Consider the following 17,063-nt stretch of genomic DNA (forward strand, 5'->3'; position numbering starts at 1 on the left):
TTAGCAGGGAAACATCGAAACCATTCACATCAGCCTTTGTCCGTCGGCGCCGAAATACAGCGGCGACCGGTAGCGGATCGCCACCCTGTCGCCCTGCGCCAGATCCGTGTCCGGATCGGTCAGCGTCACGAGTTTCTTTGAACCCACCGTCACATGCAGGTGGTTCTGGTCGCCGAGATGCTCGACCCAGTCGACGACGCCGTCGGCATGGCCATTCGCCGCCTTCGCGATCGTCAGATGTTCGGTGCGTGCGCCGATCGTTTTGGTTCCGGCCGGGGCGCCGCCATCGGGCAGCAGCCCGGTCGGCAGAAGATTGATCGCCGGCTGGCCGAGCCTTGCCGCGACATGCAGGTTTGCCGGCTCGGAATAGATGGTGCGCGGCGAGCCGATCTGCACCAGCACGCCCTCCGCGAGGATGCCGATGCGATCTGCCATCGTCATCGCCTCGATCTGGTCGTGGGTGACGTAGAGCATGGTGGCGCCGAGCTCAGTCTGGATGCGTTTCAGCTCGAGCCGCAGATCCGCCCGCAATTTGGCATCGAGCGAAGACAGCGGCTCGTCCATCAGATAGATCGACGGCTTGCGTACCAGCGCGCGGCCGATGGCGACGCGCTGCATTTCGCCGCCCGAAAGCTTGGTCGAGCGGTTGGCGAGCTTGTGATGGATGCGCACCATCTTCGCCACCTCCTCGACCCGGCGGCGGATCTGGTCTTCCGGCATTTTCCGGGCCGGCGAGCGCAGCGGGAAGGCGAGATTGTCGAACACCGACAGATGCGGATAGAGCGAATATTGCTGGAAGACGAAGGCCGTGTCGCGTTCGGCCGGCGACAGTGTCGTGGCATTGTGGCCGCCGATCTCGATCATGCCGGCATCCGGCCGTTCCAAACCGGCAATGAGCCGCAGCGTCGTCGTCTTGCCGGCCCCGGTCGGCCCGAGCAGCACGACGAATTCACCATCTGATATATGCAGGTCGAGACCGTTGACGGCGACATGGTCGCCAAAACTCTTGGTCACGTTCTTGATGCGCACATCAGCCATGCTGGGCCCTCCGTTCCGAGGCCACATCGTGGATCGCGGTTCTCACCGCGCGGCCGGATCCCTTCTCGAACAGGGACAGCCGTGCGCTGCTCAGCGTCAGGCCGACATGGTCGCCGGTGGAGAGCCGGATTTCGGCCGGCACGCGTGCCTTGATGATGCCGTCCGCCGTCTCGACCGCGACGATCTGCGTAGTGCCGAGATATTCGGCGCCGTAGATGGCGCCGCGCAGCTTGGAGCTGTCGTCGAAGCGGATGTGTTCGGGCCTGATACCAAGCGCCATCTCGCTAGGTGCGATATCCTCACGCACCTCCGGCACCGCCACCTTTGCGCCTTGCACGACGATCTCCTTCGCGCCCTTGGCGACCCCGCCGCCAAAGCCCAAAAAGTTCATCGGCGGTGAGCCGATGAAGTCGGCGACGAACATGGTCGCCGGGCGGTCGTAGATTTCGCGTGGGCTTCCGAACTGTTCGATGACGCCATGGTTCATCACCGCGATCTTGTCGGCCATCGACATCGCTTCCATCTGGTCGTGCGTGACATAGACTGTCGTGGCGTGGATGCGGTTGTGCAGCTCGCGCAGCTCATGGACCATCAGATCGCGGAATTCGGTGTCGAGCGTGCCGAGCGGCTCGTCCATCAGGAAGCATTTTGGCCGGCGCACGATGGCGCGGCCGAGCGCGACGCGCTGGCGGTCACCGCCGGCAAGGCCGGAGACGGATTTGTTGAGCAGATGGTCGATGCGCAGCAGCTTCGCCGTTTCCTCGACCCGCGTGCGGATCTCGGCCGAAGGCATGCCTTGCGCCAACAGCGGGAAGCCGATGTTCTTGCGCACATTCATGTGCGGATAGAGCGCAAACAGCTGGAAGACGAAGGCAATGTCGCGCTCGCGTGCCCGCAGCATGGTGACATCGTCGCCGCCGAGCAGGATCTGGCCGCCGGTCGGCAGCTCGAGCCCCGCGATCATGCGCAAGGTCGTCGTCTTGCCGCAGCCCGATGGTCCGAGCATGACGAAGAATTCGCCATCCTCGACGACGAAGTTGGAATCCTGCACGGCAACGAAATCGCCGAAGGCCTTTCTCAGGTGCTGGACGCGGATTTCGGCCATGATTATTCCGGGAACTTAGAGACGATGATGAACATCACGGTGCCGGCAAGCATGGTGATGAAGGAATAGGTATAGAGCGACAGCGCGAAGGGCTGGAACAGCATCAGGAAGCCGATGGCGATCAGCGCCGTCGCGATGTTTTCCATCAGGCCGCGCCTGGCCCAGACCGGCCACCGCGATTTGCGTTTACCGTGTTTGGTCATGCTCATTTGCGCACCGCGCCGAAGGTGATGCCGCGCAGCAATTGCTTGCGAAGCAGGATGGTGAAAACCAGGATCGGCACCAGGAAGATCGTCGTGCCGGCTGCCACCGCCGGCCAGTCCTGGCCGCCCTCGCCGATGATGGTCGGGATGAAGGGCGGCGCGGTCTGCGCCGTGCCGGAGGTCAGAAGCGCCGCGAAGGCATACTCGTTCCAGGCGAAGATCAGGCAGAAGATCGCGGTCGCGGCAATGCCGGTCGTCGCCTGCGGCAGCACTGTGCGCCAGAAGGCCTGCAGCCGCGTATAGCCGTCGATCATCGCCGCCTCCTCATATTCGCGCGGGATCTCGTCGATGAAGCCTTTCAGCAGCCATACAGCCAGCGACACGTTGACTGCCGTGTAGAGCAGGATCATGCCGAGCGCCGTGTCCGACAGGCCGAGCTCGCGGTACATCAGGTAGATCGGAATGGCGACAGCGATCGGCGGCATGAAGCGCGTCGACAGGATGAAGAACAAAAGGTCGTCGGCGAGCGGCACCTTGAAGCGCGAGAAGCCATAGGCAGACAGCGTGCCGAGGAACACGGCGCAGAAGGTCGAACCGAAGGCGATGATCAGCGAATTGACGAAGCGCGGCAGGAAGTTGGACGGGCCGGCGATCACCATATTGCGCTTGCGCGTGGTCTCGTCGCAGAAGCCCGTCGCGGGACCCAGCGAGTTGATGTATTCCGGCGTCTGCCGCGTCCGCGTCGTGAACAGATTGCAGTAGCCTTCGAGGCTCGGCTGGAACAGGATCTTGGGCGGATAGGCGATCGAGTCCGGCGGCGTCTTGAAGCTGGTGGCGAAGATCCACAGCAGCGGCACGATCGAAATCAGCGCGTAGAGCACGATGATCGTGCCGGCGATGCGCTTCGAGTTGGCCGAGGGTGCGACGACCGAATGGGCTGTGGTCAGGCTCATCTCTGCTTCACCTTGTTGAGCGCCTTGACGTAGATGTTGGCCAGACCAAACACCGCAACGAACAGGATGATGGCGAAGGCCGAGGAGTAGCCGGTACGCCAGCTCTCAAAAGCCTGCCGCTTCAGGGTGATCGAGGCGACCTCGGTGGTCGAACCTGGCCCGCCGCCGGTCAACAGATTGACCATGTCGAACATCTTGAAGTTCTCGATGCCGCGAAACAGCACCGCCAGCATGATGAAGGGCAGCGCCATTGGCAGCGTGATCGACCAGAATTGCCGCCAGTTGGAGGCGCGGTCGACCTCGGCCGCCTCATAGATGTATTCGGGGATGGAGCGTAAGCCCGCGAGGCAGATCAGCATCACGTAGGGCGTCCACATCCAGGTGTCGACGATGATGATCGACCACGGCGCCAGCGAGACGTTGGAGAGCATCTGGATATCGGTCGGCGGGATCCTCGTGACGAAGGAAATTGCGTAGGCGAACAGGCCGATCTGTGGCTCGTAGAGGAAGCGCCAGAAATTGCCGACCACCGCCGGCGACAGCATCATCGGCACCAGGATCAGCGTCGTCCAGAAGGCATGGCCACGGAACTTCCTGTCGATCAGCCAGGCCAGCGTGAAGCCGATCAGCGTCTGCAACAGGATGGTCCAGAACACGAAATGCGCCGTCGTCTGCATGGCGATCCAGATATCCTTGTCGCCGAGGATGCGCTGGTAGTTGGCGAAACCGAGATTCTTCACCACCTCGTTTGGGCGGTTGGCGCGGTAGTTGGTGAACGACAGATAGATCGCCCAGAACAGCGGGAAGATGTTGATGGCCAGCAGCAACAGGATCGTCGGCGAGATGAACAGCCAGGCGAGGCCCTTGTCGCTGATGCCCCGGACTTTGCGGGCCAACGGTTCCGGGGTCGCCCGGGCAACGTTCTCCGCGGTCCGATTGAGCATGGTGAGTCCTGCTTCGGTCACTTGGTCGTCTCTGTCATGGAATTTATCTGAACTGCGTCCCGTGCCAAGAGCGGCACGGGACGCTTGGGCCTAGCTCGGGAGGAGCCGGGTTACATCTTGCCATCGTCCTGGAAGACCTGCGTCCAGTCCTTGACCAGGCCGTCCAGCGCATCCTTGGCCGAGCCCTGGCCGGCGACGACATAGTCGTGGAAACGCTTCTGCGAGGCCTGCAGCAGCGGGGCGTAGCTCGGCTCGGCCCAGAAGTCCTTCACGATGGCCATCGAGTCGAGGAAGGTCTGCGCGTAGGGCTGGCTGGCCGGGAACTTAGGATCCTTGACCACCGCGTTGAGGCAGGAATAGCCGCCGAGCGACCACCACTTGGCCTGCACATCCTTGTTGGCGAACCACTTGATGTATTTCAGCGCCGATTCCTGCTTGTCGGAATAGGACACCACCGAGATGCCCTGGCCGCCGAGCTGGGCGAACTGCTCGCCGTCCGGACCCTTCGGGTTGACGAAGTAGCCGATCTTGTCGCCGCCGACATTCTCGTCCTTCTGTAGGCCCGGCCACGTGAAGGCGAAGTTCATGTGCATCGCCACCTGGCCGGATTTGAAGGCATCGACGCCTTCGCCCATATAGCTGTTCGAGGCGCCCGGAGGCGTGCAGCAATCATAGAGCGCCTTGTAGAATTCCAGCCCCTTCACCGATTTGTCGGAATTGACGAAGCCTTCCATTTCATAGGGCTTCTTGGGGTTCTCGTACTGGAAGCCGTAGCTGTAGAGCACGTCCATGGCGCCCATGGTGATGCCTTCCGAGCCGCGCTCGGTGTAGATCGAGGCGCCATAGACGGTCTTGCCGTCGATCTCGCGCTTCTGGAAGAACTCGGCGATCTGCTTCAGCTGGTCGAAGGTGGTCGGCGGGCCGAGATCCCAGCCGTACTTCTCCTTGAATTCCTTCTGCAGCTCCGGCTTGGAGAACCAGTCCTTGCGATAGGTCCAGCCGACGACGTCGCCCATGGCCGGCAGCGCCCAGTAGTTCGGCGTGTTCTTCGGCCATTCCGAATAGCCGACGACGGTTGCGGGCACGAAGTCGTCCATGCTGATCTTCTCCTTGTCGAAGAAGTCGTTCAGCTTGACATAGTGGCCGTTCTCGGCGGCGCCGCCGATCCACTGGCTGTCGCCGATGATCAGGTCGCACAGCTTGCCGTGCGAATTCAACTCGTTGAGGAAACGGTCGGCATAGTTGGTCCACGGCACGAACTCGAATTTCATGCCGATGCCGGTTTCCTTGGTAAAATCCTTGGACAGTTCGACAAGCGCGTTTGCCGGGTCCCAGGCGGCCCAGCACAGCGTCAGGTCTTCAGCGTGCGCGACGTTCGAGACGGCTGTCGACGCTGTAATCGCCGAGGTCAGTCCCAACGCCAGTTTCAAGCTCGATTTCATGCCTTCCTCCCATTTGCGAAACGCGCCCGGATGACGGTTTCAAGAGCCTTCAACCCCTCTCCTCAGGGGCCTAAACATGGCGGCGCAACAGCACCGCAGATGTTTAGTAATTTGTTTAGTGATGCAATTTTTACTAAACAAGGCAAGCGAATTCGTTGCTGCGCCGCAGCATGCCTATGCCGGTGTCTGAAAACGTTGGGAAAAGTGCTGATCGCTGGCCGGGCCCGCGCGGATTGTCGAAGCTGCGCGGGCCGACCTCGACCAGATCTAAGGGCCTTCCCGACTCTCAGTCGACCCGTTTGGTGCTCACCATGACCTTCCGGATCGGCGGCGCCGGCGGCAGCAGTTCGCGGATGTCGGCGAAGGGGAACGTCGGTTCGAAGCGGAAGGCTTCGGCCAACGAGCCCTGCGCGCCGTTGCACTGGCCGGCGCGAAAAAGGTTCTGCATTCGCGCGCCATCGACGAAGCGGTCGGGATCCTGCGACTGATGCATGCGGATCGCCCTGGCCTTGATCTCGGCATGGGCGGAAATGTCGACATAGTGCGTCGGCGAAAAACCGGTGCCGCCCATCGTGTCGGCATGCAGCACTGGAACCCCGAACGACGCCGCGATGCGCACGCCGTCCGACAGCGCGCGGTGGTCGGCATGATAGTCGTTGGGCGCATGCGTGATCGCCAGATCTGGTCCGGTCTCGCGAATCAGTGCTTTCAGCGCCCCGATCAGCGCTGCATCGGCCACCAGCTCGCCGTCGGGAAAGTCGAGGAAGCGCAGCGCCGCCCCGAGCAGCGCGGCCGCGGCCGTTGCTTCCTCGCGACGGACGCGAGCGAGAACAACGGGATCACTCTTGCCGCCCTTGGCACCATCCGTGGCTATGGCAAAAGTGAGTTCTGCGCCTTGCGCGGCATAGGCGGCCATCGTACCGAACATGAAGATCTCGATGTCGTCCGGATGCGCACCGAGCGCCAGGATTTTCAAACCACTCTCTCCCCGGAAATGGAACAACGTGACGAACGGAATTCTGCTCGCCCTGATCGCCTACGCAAGCTATTCGGGCAGCGATGCCGTTGTCAAAAGCCTGGGTGGACAATTCACGGTCTTCGAGATCGGCTTCTTCACGACGCTGTTTGCCGGCTGTTTTCTCTTCTTCACGCGCCCGGCGGACGAGCGCTGGCGTGATTTCTGGCGCACCAAGAGGCCTTGGGCTGTGCAGGCGCGTGCCTGGGCCGGCATCGCGTCCGGCGTGCTCAGCGTCTACGCCTTCACCACAATTCCACTGGCCGAGTCCTACGCGCTGATCTTCCTGGCGCCGCTCTGCGTCACCATCCTCTCCACGCTGATCCTCAAGGAGAAGGTCGGCCCCTGGCGCTGGCTGGCGGTGGTTGCCGGTTTTGCCGGCGTCATGCTGGTGGTGCGGCCGGGCTTTCGCGAACTCAATCTCGGCCACCTTGCCGCTTTCGGGGTTGCATTCCTCGCCGCGACCAGCGTCATCCTGATGCGTTCGCTGGCCCAGCAGGAAAAGCGCACCACCATGCTGGGCGTGCTGATCGGCTATGGTCTGCTGTTCAACGGCATCGGTGCCGCTGCCACCGCATTCACCGTTCCCAGCGGAAAACAGTTGCTGTGGCTGGTGATGGCGGGTGCCTTCACTGCCTGCGGCCAGCTGTTGCAGCTGCTGGCCATGAAATACGCACCCGCCAACCGGGTCGCGCCGACGCATTATTCGCAAATCGTCTGGGCGGTGATCCTCGGCGCGCTGTTCTTCCAGGAATACCCCGACTGGCTGTCGCTGGTCGGCCTGGCGGTCGTCGGTGGGGCCGGCCTGCTGACCATGGTGCGCGAGGAAGCGCGGCTGGGCACGGTGCGCTGGAACCCGTTTTCGCGCACCCGGCTTTGAACCGGCTCCGTTCCATGAGTTGCACCACGGCCGCGACCGCTGATATGCGGACGTAAGCGCGCTTGCCACGATTGGACGAACGCATTCCTGGACCGATGATCACAAAACCCCTGCCGGAGCTTCCAGTATCCGCCGTGCTGCCGGCGCTGAGCGAAGCGCTCGGCCATGGCAACAGCGCCGTGCTGGTGGCGCCGCCCGGCGCCGGCAAGACAACGCTGGTGCCGCTGGCGCTGCTCGATGCGTCCTGGCTGGGTGCCGGCAAGATCGTTCTGCTCGAACCGCGCCGGCTCGCCGCCCGCGCCGCCGCCCGCCGCATGGCCGAATTGCTTGATGAGGAGCCCGGCGCCACCGTCGGCTATGCCATGCGCATGGAAAACCGCACCTCGGCAAAGACCAGGATATTGGTCGTCACCGAAGGCGTGCTGGCGCGGATGATCCTCGACGATCCCGAACTGCCTGGAATCTCGGCTGTCATTTTCGACGAATTCCACGAGCGTTCGCTCGATGGTGATTTCGGTCTCGCTCTGGCGCTCGACGTGCAAGGCGCGCTGCGGCCGGATCTGCGCGTGCTGGTGATGTCGGCGACGCTCGATGGCGCGCGTGTCGCGAGGCTGCTGTCGGGCGCGCCGGTGATCGAGAGTGAAGGCCGCGCCTTTCCTGTCGATATCCGCTATGATGAGCGCCCCGCTGGCACCACCATCGAGGACGCCATGGCCAAGGCGATCCGCGCAGCCCTTGCCGATGAGAGCGGCAGCGTGCTTGCCTTCCTGCCCGGCCAGCGCGAGATCGAGCGCACCGCCGAGCGGCTGGCCGGCAAGGTCGGCACCGAAACCGACATCGTGCCGCTCTACGGTATGCTCGACGGCAAGGCGCAAGACGCGGCGATCAAGCCGCCGCCGACAGGCCGCCGCAAGGTGGTGCTGGCGACCTCGATCGCCGAAACGTCCATCACCATCGACGGCGTGCGCGTCGTCATCGATTCCGGCCTGTCGCGGCTGCCGCGCTACGAGCCGGCCAGCGGCTTGACCCGGCTGGAAACGGTGCGCGTCAGCAAGGCGTCCGCCGACCAGCGCGCCGGCCGTGCCGGGCGCACGCAAGCTGGCATCGCCATCCGGTTGTGGCGGGCCGAGCAGACGGCTGCACTTCCCGCCTTCACGCCACCCGAAATCTTGGAGGCCGACCTGTCCGGCCTGCTGCTCGATTGCGCCGCCTTCGGCGTTGCCGATCCGGCAGGGCTCGCCTTTCTCGATCCGCCACCCGCTCCGGCGCTCAATGAGGCAAGGACGCTGCTGCGCGCGCTGGATGCCATCGACGAGGCAGGGCGCCTGACGGATGCGGGTGCTTCGATGCGCAAGCTCGCTCTGCCGGTGCGGTTGGCGCATATGGTCGCCGAGGCAGCGAAAAGCGGCCATGCCTTCGAGGCGGCGATGCTTTCGGTGCTGCTCACCGAGCGCGGCCTTGGTGGCGACGGCGCCGATCTGGAGCGACGGCTGATGCGCTTTCGCGGGGAAAGATCGCCGCGCGCTACCGCCGCGAAGCAGCTCGCCGAACGGCTGGCGAGGCAGGCCGGCGGGGCGAAGGGCAGCGAAGCCGCCGCCGCCGGTCCCCTGCTCGTACACGCCTGGCCAGATCGGGTGGCCAAGGCGCGCGGCGAGCGCGGCCGTTTCGTGCTGGCCAATGGCTCCGGCGCCATGCTCGACGCCACCGACCCGCTGGCGGGCGAGCCGTTTCTGGTCGTCGCCGACCTGCACGGCAAGGCGCAGAATGCGCGCATCACAGCGGCAGCGGCCATTAGTGAGGACGATGTCCGCGCCGCGCTCGCGGACAGGATCGAGGTCCGCCGTGAAACGAGCTTCGACCGCGACAAGCGCGCTGTGCGCGTGCGCGAAACCGTGCGCCTTGGCGCCATCACGCTTGCCGAGCGCATGCTGCCGCCGCCAACCGGTGCTGACGCCGATCGCGCCATAACAGATGCGGTCCGCGAGCATGGGCTCTCACTGCTGACCTGGAGCAAGGAGGCGCAAACGCTGCGCCAGCGGCTTGGCTGGCTGCATCGCGGCCTTGGCGCGCCCTGGCCCGATATGGCGGATGCCGCTCTCATCGAACGCCTCGACGGCTGGCTGCTGCCGTTCCTGTCCGGCGCGGCATCGTTTGCCGCCATCGATGCGGGCGTTGTCTCTGCCGGACTGGCTACGCTCGTGCCACACGATCTGCAGCGCAAGGTCGATACGCTGGCGCCAACCCATTTCGATGCTCCGTCGGGCAGCCATGTGCCGATCCGCTATGACGGCGAATGGCCGGTGCTGGCGGTTCGCGTGCAGGAGCTGTTCGGCCTCGACCGCCATCCCGCCATCGCCAATGGCAGCGTGCCGCTGACACTCGAACTCCTGTCGCCGGCGCACCGGCCCATCCAGACGACGCGCGACCTGCCCGGCTTTTGGCGCGGCTCCTGGGCCGATGTGCGCGCCGACATGCGTGGCCGCTATCCCAAGCATGTCTGGCCGGAAAACCCGCTGCTCGCCACTGCCACCGCCCGCGCAAAACCCAGAGGTACCTAGCCTTCAGCGCTTCACGGCTGTAATCCATGGCCATGATCAACGTTTTGCGTTCGCCCGATTTCCAGCAGAGCCAGAGACTGCGCCTCAACACGCTAATCCGGTTGCGTTGGCTTGCCATTGTCGGTCAGAGCCTGACGGTGCTCGTTGTCGCCTATGGCCTGAAGTTTCCGCTGCCGGTCAGCCTCTGCTTTGCGCTGATTGCCTGTTCGGCCTGGATGAACCTGTTTCTCGCCTTCCGGTTTCCGGCGGCGCACCGGCTCACCCCGCTGGCGGCCTTCGGCATCCTCATCTTCGACAGCCTGCAGCTTGCCGGCCTGCTCTACATGACCGGCGGCCTCACCAACCCGTTCTCGCTGCTGATGACCGTGCCTGTCGTAATTTCGGCGACATCGCTGCCCCTGCGCCTGACCGCCATCCTCGGCGGGCTGGTTATGTCGGCGGCGACCTTTCTGGTCTTTGTCCATCTGCCGCTGCCCTGGCATGAGGACGCACCGCTGGCGATGCCCTTCATCTATGTCGCCGGCATATGGATGGCGGTGCTGTCCTCGATCGCCTTCACCGCCATATACGCCTTCCGGGTGGCCGCCGAAGCCCGGCTTCTGGCCAATGCGCTTGCCGCCACCGAACTGGTGCTGCAGCGCGAGCAGCACCTCTCGGCGCTCGACGGGCTGGCTGCCGCGGCCGCGCACGAGCTTGGCACCCCGCTTGCCACCATCGCGCTTGTCGCCAAGGAGATGGAAAAGGCACTCGGCAAGGATCCGAAATACGGGGAAGACGTGACGCTGTTGCGCTCGCAGAGCGAGCGCTGCCGCGAGATCCTCAAGCGGCTGACCAGCCTGTCCTCCGAGGGCGAGGCGCATCTTTCGCGGCTGCCATTGACCTCGCTGGTCGAGGAGGTCACCGCACCGCACCGCGACTTCGGCATCTCGATCAAGCTTCGGCCCGGCGAACGCATCGGGCCCGAGCCGGTCGGGCGCCGCAATCCGGGCGTTATCTACGGCCTCGGCAATCTGGTCGAGAATGCCGTCGATTTCGCACGCAAGAGCGTCACCGTGCGCTGGAGCTGGGATGACGCCGCTGTCACCTTCTCGATCATCGACGACGGACCCGGCTTTCCGGCCGAGATCATCGACCGCATCGGCGAGCCCTATATGTCGACGCGCCAGGGCAATGAAGCCGGCGGCGGCCTGGGGCTAGGCCTGTTCATCGCCAAGACCCTGCTCGAACGCTCGGGCGCGACGCTCGATTTTCGCAATTCGAGCGGCCTGGGCGAGGGCGCCGTGGTACAGATATCGTGGCCGCGTGGTGTGTTCCTCAATCCGGAAATCACTTCGGCCAGCATGTTCGACACCGCCTGAGAGCCTTGAAGGAGCTCTAAAAATTGGACAATGAGGCTCAGGAACTATATCTGCGTAAAATTAAGGCAGCAGGAATTTTGAGACTATGACAGGCGACGAAAATATTGGCGCAATGGTTGAAGGCGAGGACACCTCTTTGCTCATCGTCGATGACGACAAGCCGTTCCTCACGCGTCTGGCCCGCGCCATGGAAACCAGGGGTTTCGTGGTCGAGACGGCCGAGAGCGTCGAGGAGGCGGTTGCCAAGGCGCGCGCCAATCCGCCTGCCTATGCCGTAGTGGACATGCGGCTCGGCGACGGCAACGGCCTCGACGTGGTCGCGGCCATCCGCGAAAAGCGCGACGATTCCCGCGCCATCATCCTGACCGGCTACGGCAACATCGCCACTGCGGTGACGGCGGTGAAGCTCGGTGCCGTCGACTATCTCTCCAAGCCCGCCGACGCCGACGATATCTTCGCCGCACTCACCCGCACCGCCGGCGAGCGCGCGGCACCGCCGGAAAACCCGATGTCGGCCGACCGCGTCCGCTGGGAGCATATCCAGCGTGTCTATGAAATGTGCGAGCGCAATGTCTCCGAGACGGCGCGCCGGCTCAACATGCATCGCCGCACCTTGCAGCGGATATTGGCCAAGCGCGCGCCGCGCTGAGGCGCGGTTTGCGCATCTTGCGGAATGACGCCGGCCGACAGGCGGCATGACGGAGGCGACATGCAGGACTTGAAGCAGCGGCCGGTTTCCGTCTTCCGCGAATTTCTCGATGGCGAGGCGGCCGGCGGCATCATCCTGATGGTGGCCGCCGCCCTGGCGCTGATCGTCGCCAATTCGCCGTTCGCCGAAACCTACTTTTCCGCGCTCCATGCCTATCTCGGCCCGCTCAGCGTCTCGCACTGGGTCAATGACGGGCTGATGGCCGTGTTTTTCCTGCTCGTCGGGCTGGAGATTAAGCGCGAGGTTCTGGACGGCCAGCTCTCGACCTGGCCGCGACGCGTGCTGCCCGGCATCGCCGCTGCCGGCGGCATGCTGGTTCCGGCACTCGTCTATGTCGCCATCAACCGCAACAATACGGCGGCACTGTCCGGCTGGGCCATCCCGACCGCCACCGACATCGCTTTCGCGCTCGGCGTGCTGTCGCTGCTCGGCAGCCGCGTGCCGGCTTCGCTGAAGGTCTTCCTTACCGCGCTTGCCATCATCGACGACCTCGGCGCCGTCATCATCATCGCAATCTTCTACACCAGCGGCCTTTCGCTCGCTTACTTGGGTGCCGCCTTCGCCGTCATTGCCGTGCTCGTCGTGCTCAACCGCATGCGGGTGATGACGCTGCTTCCCTATCTCTTGCTCGGCGTCATCTTGTGGGTGCTGGTGCTGAAATCCGGCGTCCATGCCACGCTTGCCGGCGTAGCGCTGGCGCTGACCATCCCGCTCGAACGCTCCGCCGGAATTGGCCACGACCTCGACCATTCGCCGTTGCATCGGCTCGAGCACGGTTTGCACAAGATAGTGCCCTTTGTCGTCATTCCGATCTTCGGCTTTGCCAATGCCGGCGTGTCGCTCGCCGGCCTGAGCTTTGGCGTACTGATCGAGCCGTTGACGCTGGGTGTCGCCGCCGGCCTGGTGGTGGGCAAGCTGGTTGGCGTGTTCGGCTCCTCGGCACTTGCCATCCGGTTCGGTCTTGCCGACCTGCCTGCCAATGCTGGCTGGTCGCACATGATCGGCATCTCGCTGCTGTGCGGCATCGGCTTCACCATGAGCCTGTTCATCGGCCTGCTGGCCTTCGCCAGTGATGTGGCGCTGCAGGACGCGGTCAAGGTCGGCATCCTCGCCGGTTCCTTCATCGCCGCCATCCTGGGTGCTGCCGTGCTTTTGATGGCGCCGCCGGTTGGTGAGGTGGAAGAGGGCGAAGAGTAGGGCGAAAACCCACTCGGAGTAAGGCGAAAACCTACTCGCTCTCACCCTCCAGCGCTGGCACCGACACGCCGGCAAGTTCCGCCGCCAGCAGCCGAGAGGCACCGGCCCGCGCGATCCGCAGCATCAGCGCCTTGCGCGTTGCCGCCGCCATGCGGTGTTCGGGCGCATCGCGCAGGATTTCGGCGCCGTAGCCGTCGGAGAGGATGAAGCCGCACTCCTGGGGAAATATCTCGGAGGGCACGCCGGGATGGGTGGCGAAGAAGAAGCGGTCGGAGTGCAGCCGGTAGTCCGGCCATTTGCGGTCGACCCGGAAATCCTCGATCGAGGATTTGATCTCGATGATCCAGATATCGCCCTGCCGGGTCAACGCGACGAGGTCGGCACGACGGCCGGTGGCCAGCGACAGCTCGGGCAGCACATGCGCGCCCATGTCCATCAGCAGCCGCTGCACGCCGCGCCGGACCAGCATGGCGCGTTCGGACTGGCGACCGTCGATGAGAGGGTTGATCGGGATGGGGGAGATGATCGGCATGGCAGGCACCATGCCAGATTTTGTTCACGGTTTGAACCTGTTTTTATGTGGCGATTATATATTTGACATACCCGGATATACCCAAAAGAAGTCAGGCATTGATCCTTGAAAGATTGAACTTGCGGTGCATACCATCGTTTCCATGGGGACGGGCGACGCAAAATCGAACAGCACCGAAGGCGAACAAATGTGGGCCTTTGACCTTGACGCTCTGCGCAAGGCTTTCGGAAAGTCCGTTCAGGAGCACAAAGTCACGGCGGCTGATTGGGCGGAACACGCCAAGCTGTTCCTCGAAAAACAAAGGGATCGTCAGCGCAAATCGACTTGATGTGTCGCGCCGATCAACTTCCGTTCTTAATTATAAGACAGCAGGGACCAAAGCCTTGCGCCTCACCAACCAAGGTCTGACGTTTGCGCGAATGTCCACTGGACGTTCCGTTATGTCAACCAATCTCAAATATGCCCAAAAGGATGGCCGGTGCTGGGGTATACTAGGAGTTGAGTGGCACCGGCCATCGCGGGATTAGGCTTTTGGCGATTGGGATCGTCCCCCGCATTGCCCAATGCTATAGATACATTAGAGATTACTCAATTAAGACTGAAGTCCCTATCCAGGCGTAGATATAAACGGCCTTGACCCCGTGGAGGCCAGCCTTGTGTAGCGCCGTAACGTCCGCTCCAAAATATAAGACAGCAGGACTAAAGTCTTGTCTTCCGCACGCAAAGGTCTGAGAGGCCTGTAAAGGTTCCACAAATGTTTGTTGGACGTTCCGCACTTTAGTCAGTCATCATATATTGGTTGCCGTAACGTAATGGCCTATCGCCTTGCCTTGCGCCAGCCTGCGACGCGAGCTTCCGCCTCCGAACAAAACCAGCGCTCACCATACAGCGGGCTTAGCGGCGTGCCCGGTAATGCGCGCACCTGACAAACCCGGCCCAATTAATGGGCGCTCGCTTTGGACAGTAGGTTTAGAACCAATACGCCGGCCAGGATCAGGCCCATGCCGACGAAGCCTGCCAGGTCGGGTCTTTGCCCATAGACAATCCAGGCGACCAACGCGACCAGAACAATGCCGCCGCCCGCCCATACTGCATAGGCGACGCCAACCGGTATCCGATCCAGGACCTGGGACAGAAAGAAAAATGCCGCTGCGTAACCGAGCAGCACCAATATCGACGGGCCAGGCCTGGTGAAGCCCTCTGAGGCTTTCATAGCGCTCGTTGCGACAACCTCACCGATAATAGCCAAAGCAAGAATGGCATAAGCAGGCATGGGGGACCTCCTTCAATGGGAGGCATCCAATGATCAGAACTCCACAGCGACGTCACGTTCACTTTCCCGTGATGGGTGCAGCCGGTTACCGGGTCGCGCGTAGTTCCCATTAAATTAGCTAGAGCGCATATAAAGAGAAAGTGGTATTTCGGGAGGCAGCCGGAGCTCCCCCACTACACCCCGCTCCGGTCAGGCCCGGTAGCAAGTCCACCCAAAGGAAAGGCTGCCGGGCCGCTTCTTTCCATCTATACTCGGAAAGTAAGGGTCAGGTCTGAGTTTTACATGAAAAGACCTGACAGTTTTGAAAATGTCCATTGGGCGCTCCGCTACTTTATTTGATCGAATATTAAGGCGCGCCGAACCGCCTCCAGCCCTGCGACTTGGTTAAAAACGCTCAGTCGGCCTGCGTGCCGCTTGCAACCAACCCGTGGCCCGCTCGTTGACCAATTGCTGGGTTGATCCCCTGGCACTCCAGAATCTGCCCGCTGCCCGATGGTGGCGGGCCTTTTTCCTTGGCTGGAAGTCTAGCCAATATCGACAACGAGAGCCCCGGCGGATGCCGAGAGCTTCGCGTCTGCCGGCTTTCGTCAGAAGCGGATCCAGAAGGATCTGCGGAAACATCTGCGGCGCCAGTAACCGTGACGCCAATAGCGACGGCAAACCCGTCTCCAGCCGCGGCGGCGCCTCCTGCGATACCAGCGCACGGGCTCGATGCCGTCTTGGACATCAGGACCATCCTGGTCGAGGATGGCGTCGGACGGTTTGTCGAGTTCATCGAGAATGCCGGGTCCCTTATTCGGAATGCCGGCCAACGCGATGGCAGGACGCGCAATAGCGATCACGGTCGCAGCCCCGGCCAGTCCAAGCATTCCAGTTAGAAGCAATCGCCGATCCATGCCAATCTCCATCCTTGATCATTGCGACAAGGAAGACATAGAGCGGCAGATTGACGCGCCCAGATGCCGAAGAGAATTGTGCCGATTGAACTGCGTGCCGGCTGTGGCAGGCCTTCTTTAGCGTCGACTTGACAATCCGTGTGCCCAAATGCGCCACTTCTCCGGGGCATTGGGGGACATCTCATGAAGAAGACTTATGAACGACCGACGCTGGTGAAGCGCGAAAAGCTCACGACGGTTACGGCCATCGTGTGTGTTTCAGGCTGCCCCGTTTGACCGAAGCCGCAGGCCTCAACAGGTCCGCTATTCCGCTATCTCGTGTCAGGGCACGTCGTGGCTGATGACAAACACGGTCGACGGCCGGCTTTCGGCAGTTTCTTCCTAAGGTCTCGCTGAAGCGGCCTTGTCGTCGAGCATGGCGGCGCCCGCCATGTCATCAAGGATCGGACAATCCGGCCTTTCGTCGCCGTGGCAGGCATGGATCAGTTTCTGCAGGGTCGAGCGCATCGACTGCAGCTCGCGCACCTTCTCCTCGATCGCCGTGACATGGGCGGCGGCGATCTCGCGCACGTCGTGGCTGGCGCGGCTGCGGTCCTGGTAGAGCGCCATCAGCTGGCGACAATCGTCGATGGAAAAGCCGAGATTGCGGGCGCGACGCAGAAAGGCCAGCCGGTGGATGTCGTCTCCGGAATAGTCGCGGTAGCCGTTGGCGGCGCGCGCCGGGGCGATCAGGCCGATCTCCTCATAGTAGCGGATGGTCTTGGCCGGCAGGCCGGAGCGGTGGGCGGCGTCACCGACGTTCATGACGATTCTCCCCGATTCTCAGGAGCCCGTGGACTTGGCCCCTTGAATTTCCTTCACAATCCTGTGAGGGCTGTTGCCGAAATGCCATAGTGATATGCTTACCAGCACGTCAACTCCGGCATATAGGCATCGCGCGCTTGGCAAGCAAAGCAAATG

General features: G+C 62.8%; 17 protein-coding genes and 1 pseudogene. 6 read left to right on the forward strand and 12 right to left on the reverse strand.

Going from position 1 to position 17,063, the window contains the following annotated elements; translation table 11 throughout:
• Positions 1-24 precede the first annotated feature (24 nt).
• From C8D77_RS17895 to C8D77_RS17925, 7 genes are all read right to left on the reverse strand, one after another.
• The gene (locus tag C8D77_RS17895) at positions 25-1,038 is read right to left on the reverse strand and encodes an ABC transporter ATP-binding protein (RefSeq protein WP_109666009.1); all 1,014 of its coding nucleotides are present in this window, start codon (positions 1,036-1,038) and stop codon (positions 25-27) included.
• Positions 1,031-2,143 carry an ABC transporter ATP-binding protein gene (locus C8D77_RS17900; protein ID WP_109666011.1) on the reverse strand — a complete coding sequence of 371 codons (1,113 nt, stop codon included), beginning with the start codon at positions 2,141-2,143 and terminating at the stop codon, positions 1,031-1,033. Before C8D77_RS17900 ends, C8D77_RS17895 begins: the two co-directional genes overlap by 8 nt.
• A 2-nt stretch (positions 2,144-2,145) precedes the next feature.
• The gene (locus tag C8D77_RS17905) at positions 2,146-2,352 is read right to left on the reverse strand and encodes a hypothetical protein (RefSeq protein ID WP_109666013.1); all 207 of its coding nucleotides are present in this window, start codon (positions 2,350-2,352) and stop codon (positions 2,146-2,148) included.
• Positions 2,349-3,299 carry a carbohydrate ABC transporter permease gene (locus tag C8D77_RS17910; protein ID WP_109666015.1) on the reverse strand — a complete coding sequence of 317 codons (951 nt, stop codon included), beginning with the start codon at positions 3,297-3,299 and terminating at the stop codon, positions 2,349-2,351. Before C8D77_RS17910 ends, C8D77_RS17905 begins: the two co-directional genes overlap by 4 nt.
• Entirely contained in the window at positions 3,296-4,243 is a 948-nt protein-coding gene (locus C8D77_RS17915; RefSeq protein WP_032901495.1) for a carbohydrate ABC transporter permease, read from the reverse strand. Before C8D77_RS17915 ends, C8D77_RS17910 begins: the two co-directional genes overlap by 4 nt.
• Before the next feature lie 110 nt (positions 4,244-4,353).
• On the reverse strand, positions 4,354-5,685 hold the full coding sequence (locus C8D77_RS17920) for an ABC transporter substrate-binding protein (protein ID WP_109666017.1): 1,332 nt from the start codon (positions 5,683-5,685) through the stop codon (positions 4,354-4,356).
• Positions 5,686-5,971: 286 nt separating this feature from the next.
• Positions 5,972-6,661: a PIG-L deacetylase family protein gene (locus C8D77_RS17925; protein WP_109666019.1), complete on the reverse strand. Its 690-nt coding sequence runs from the start codon at positions 6,659-6,661 to the stop codon at positions 5,972-5,974.
• A 28-nt stretch (positions 6,662-6,689) separates the two neighbouring features.
• Between C8D77_RS17925 and C8D77_RS17930 the strand changes: the two genes are divergently transcribed.
• The 5 genes from C8D77_RS17930 to nhaA all read left to right on the forward strand — a co-directional run bounded on the left by C8D77_RS17930 (position 6,690) and on the right by nhaA (position 13,402).
• Positions 6,690-7,580, forward strand: coding sequence for a DMT family transporter (locus tag C8D77_RS17930; RefSeq protein ID WP_109666021.1), 891 nt, complete (start codon positions 6,690-6,692; stop codon positions 7,578-7,580).
• A gap of 95 nt (positions 7,581-7,675) precedes the next feature.
• Positions 7,676-10,138 (forward strand): ATP-dependent helicase HrpB, encoded by a 2,463-nt coding sequence (gene hrpB, locus C8D77_RS17935; protein ID WP_109666023.1) that lies wholly within the window; start codon positions 7,676-7,678, stop codon positions 10,136-10,138.
• Between the two features lie 26 nt (positions 10,139-10,164).
• The gene (locus tag C8D77_RS17940) at positions 10,165-11,496 is read left to right on the forward strand and encodes an ActS/PrrB/RegB family redox-sensitive histidine kinase (RefSeq protein WP_109666025.1); all 1,332 of its coding nucleotides are present in this window, start codon (positions 10,165-10,167) and stop codon (positions 11,494-11,496) included.
• 85 nt (positions 11,497-11,581) lie between these two features.
• Positions 11,582-12,145, forward strand: coding sequence for an ActR/PrrA/RegA family redox response regulator transcription factor (locus tag C8D77_RS17945; protein WP_023762754.1), 564 nt, complete (start codon positions 11,582-11,584; stop codon positions 12,143-12,145).
• Between the two features lie 60 nt (positions 12,146-12,205).
• Positions 12,206-13,402 carry a Na+/H+ antiporter NhaA gene (gene nhaA / locus C8D77_RS17950; RefSeq protein WP_109666722.1) on the forward strand — a complete coding sequence of 399 codons (1,197 nt, stop codon included), beginning with the start codon at positions 12,206-12,208 and terminating at the stop codon, positions 13,400-13,402.
• Positions 13,403-13,433: 31 nt separating this feature from the next.
• On the opposite strand, the gene C8D77_RS17955 is transcribed toward nhaA, so the two are convergent.
• Positions 13,434-13,934: an MmcB family DNA repair protein gene (locus C8D77_RS17955; protein WP_050580417.1), complete on the reverse strand. Its 501-nt coding sequence runs from the start codon at positions 13,932-13,934 to the stop codon at positions 13,434-13,436.
• Positions 13,935-14,058: 124 nt separating this feature from the next.
• Between C8D77_RS17955 and C8D77_RS17960 the strand changes: the two genes are divergently transcribed.
• Positions 14,059-14,262, forward strand: coding sequence for a hypothetical protein (locus C8D77_RS17960; RefSeq protein WP_126067474.1), 204 nt, complete (start codon positions 14,059-14,061; stop codon positions 14,260-14,262).
• A gap of 489 nt (positions 14,263-14,751) precedes the next feature.
• Here the strand turns inward: C8D77_RS17960 and C8D77_RS39225 are convergent.
• The 4 genes and pseudogenes from C8D77_RS39225 to cueR all read right to left on the reverse strand — a co-directional run.
• A pseudogene (locus tag C8D77_RS39225) lies at positions 14,752-14,838 on the reverse strand (sunset domain-containing protein); the annotation flags it as partial.
• Between the two features lie 36 nt (positions 14,839-14,874).
• A complete protein-coding gene (locus C8D77_RS17965) occupies positions 14,875-15,207 on the reverse strand; it encodes an SMR family transporter (RefSeq protein WP_109666031.1) in 333 nt (110 codons plus the stop codon).
• Between the two features lie 587 nt (positions 15,208-15,794).
• Positions 15,795-16,103: a protamine-2 (modular protein) gene (locus C8D77_RS17970; RefSeq protein ID WP_109666726.1), complete on the reverse strand. Its 309-nt coding sequence runs from the start codon at positions 16,101-16,103 to the stop codon at positions 15,795-15,797.
• 381 nt (positions 16,104-16,484) lie between these two features.
• Positions 16,485-16,907, reverse strand: coding sequence for a Cu(I)-responsive transcriptional regulator (gene cueR, locus C8D77_RS17975; RefSeq protein WP_109666033.1), 423 nt, complete (start codon positions 16,905-16,907; stop codon positions 16,485-16,487).
• Positions 16,908-17,063: the final 156 nt, after the last annotated feature.

The organism is Mesorhizobium loti (assembly GCF_003148495.1).
Lineage (GTDB): Bacteria > Pseudomonadota > Alphaproteobacteria > Rhizobiales > Rhizobiaceae > Mesorhizobium > Mesorhizobium loti.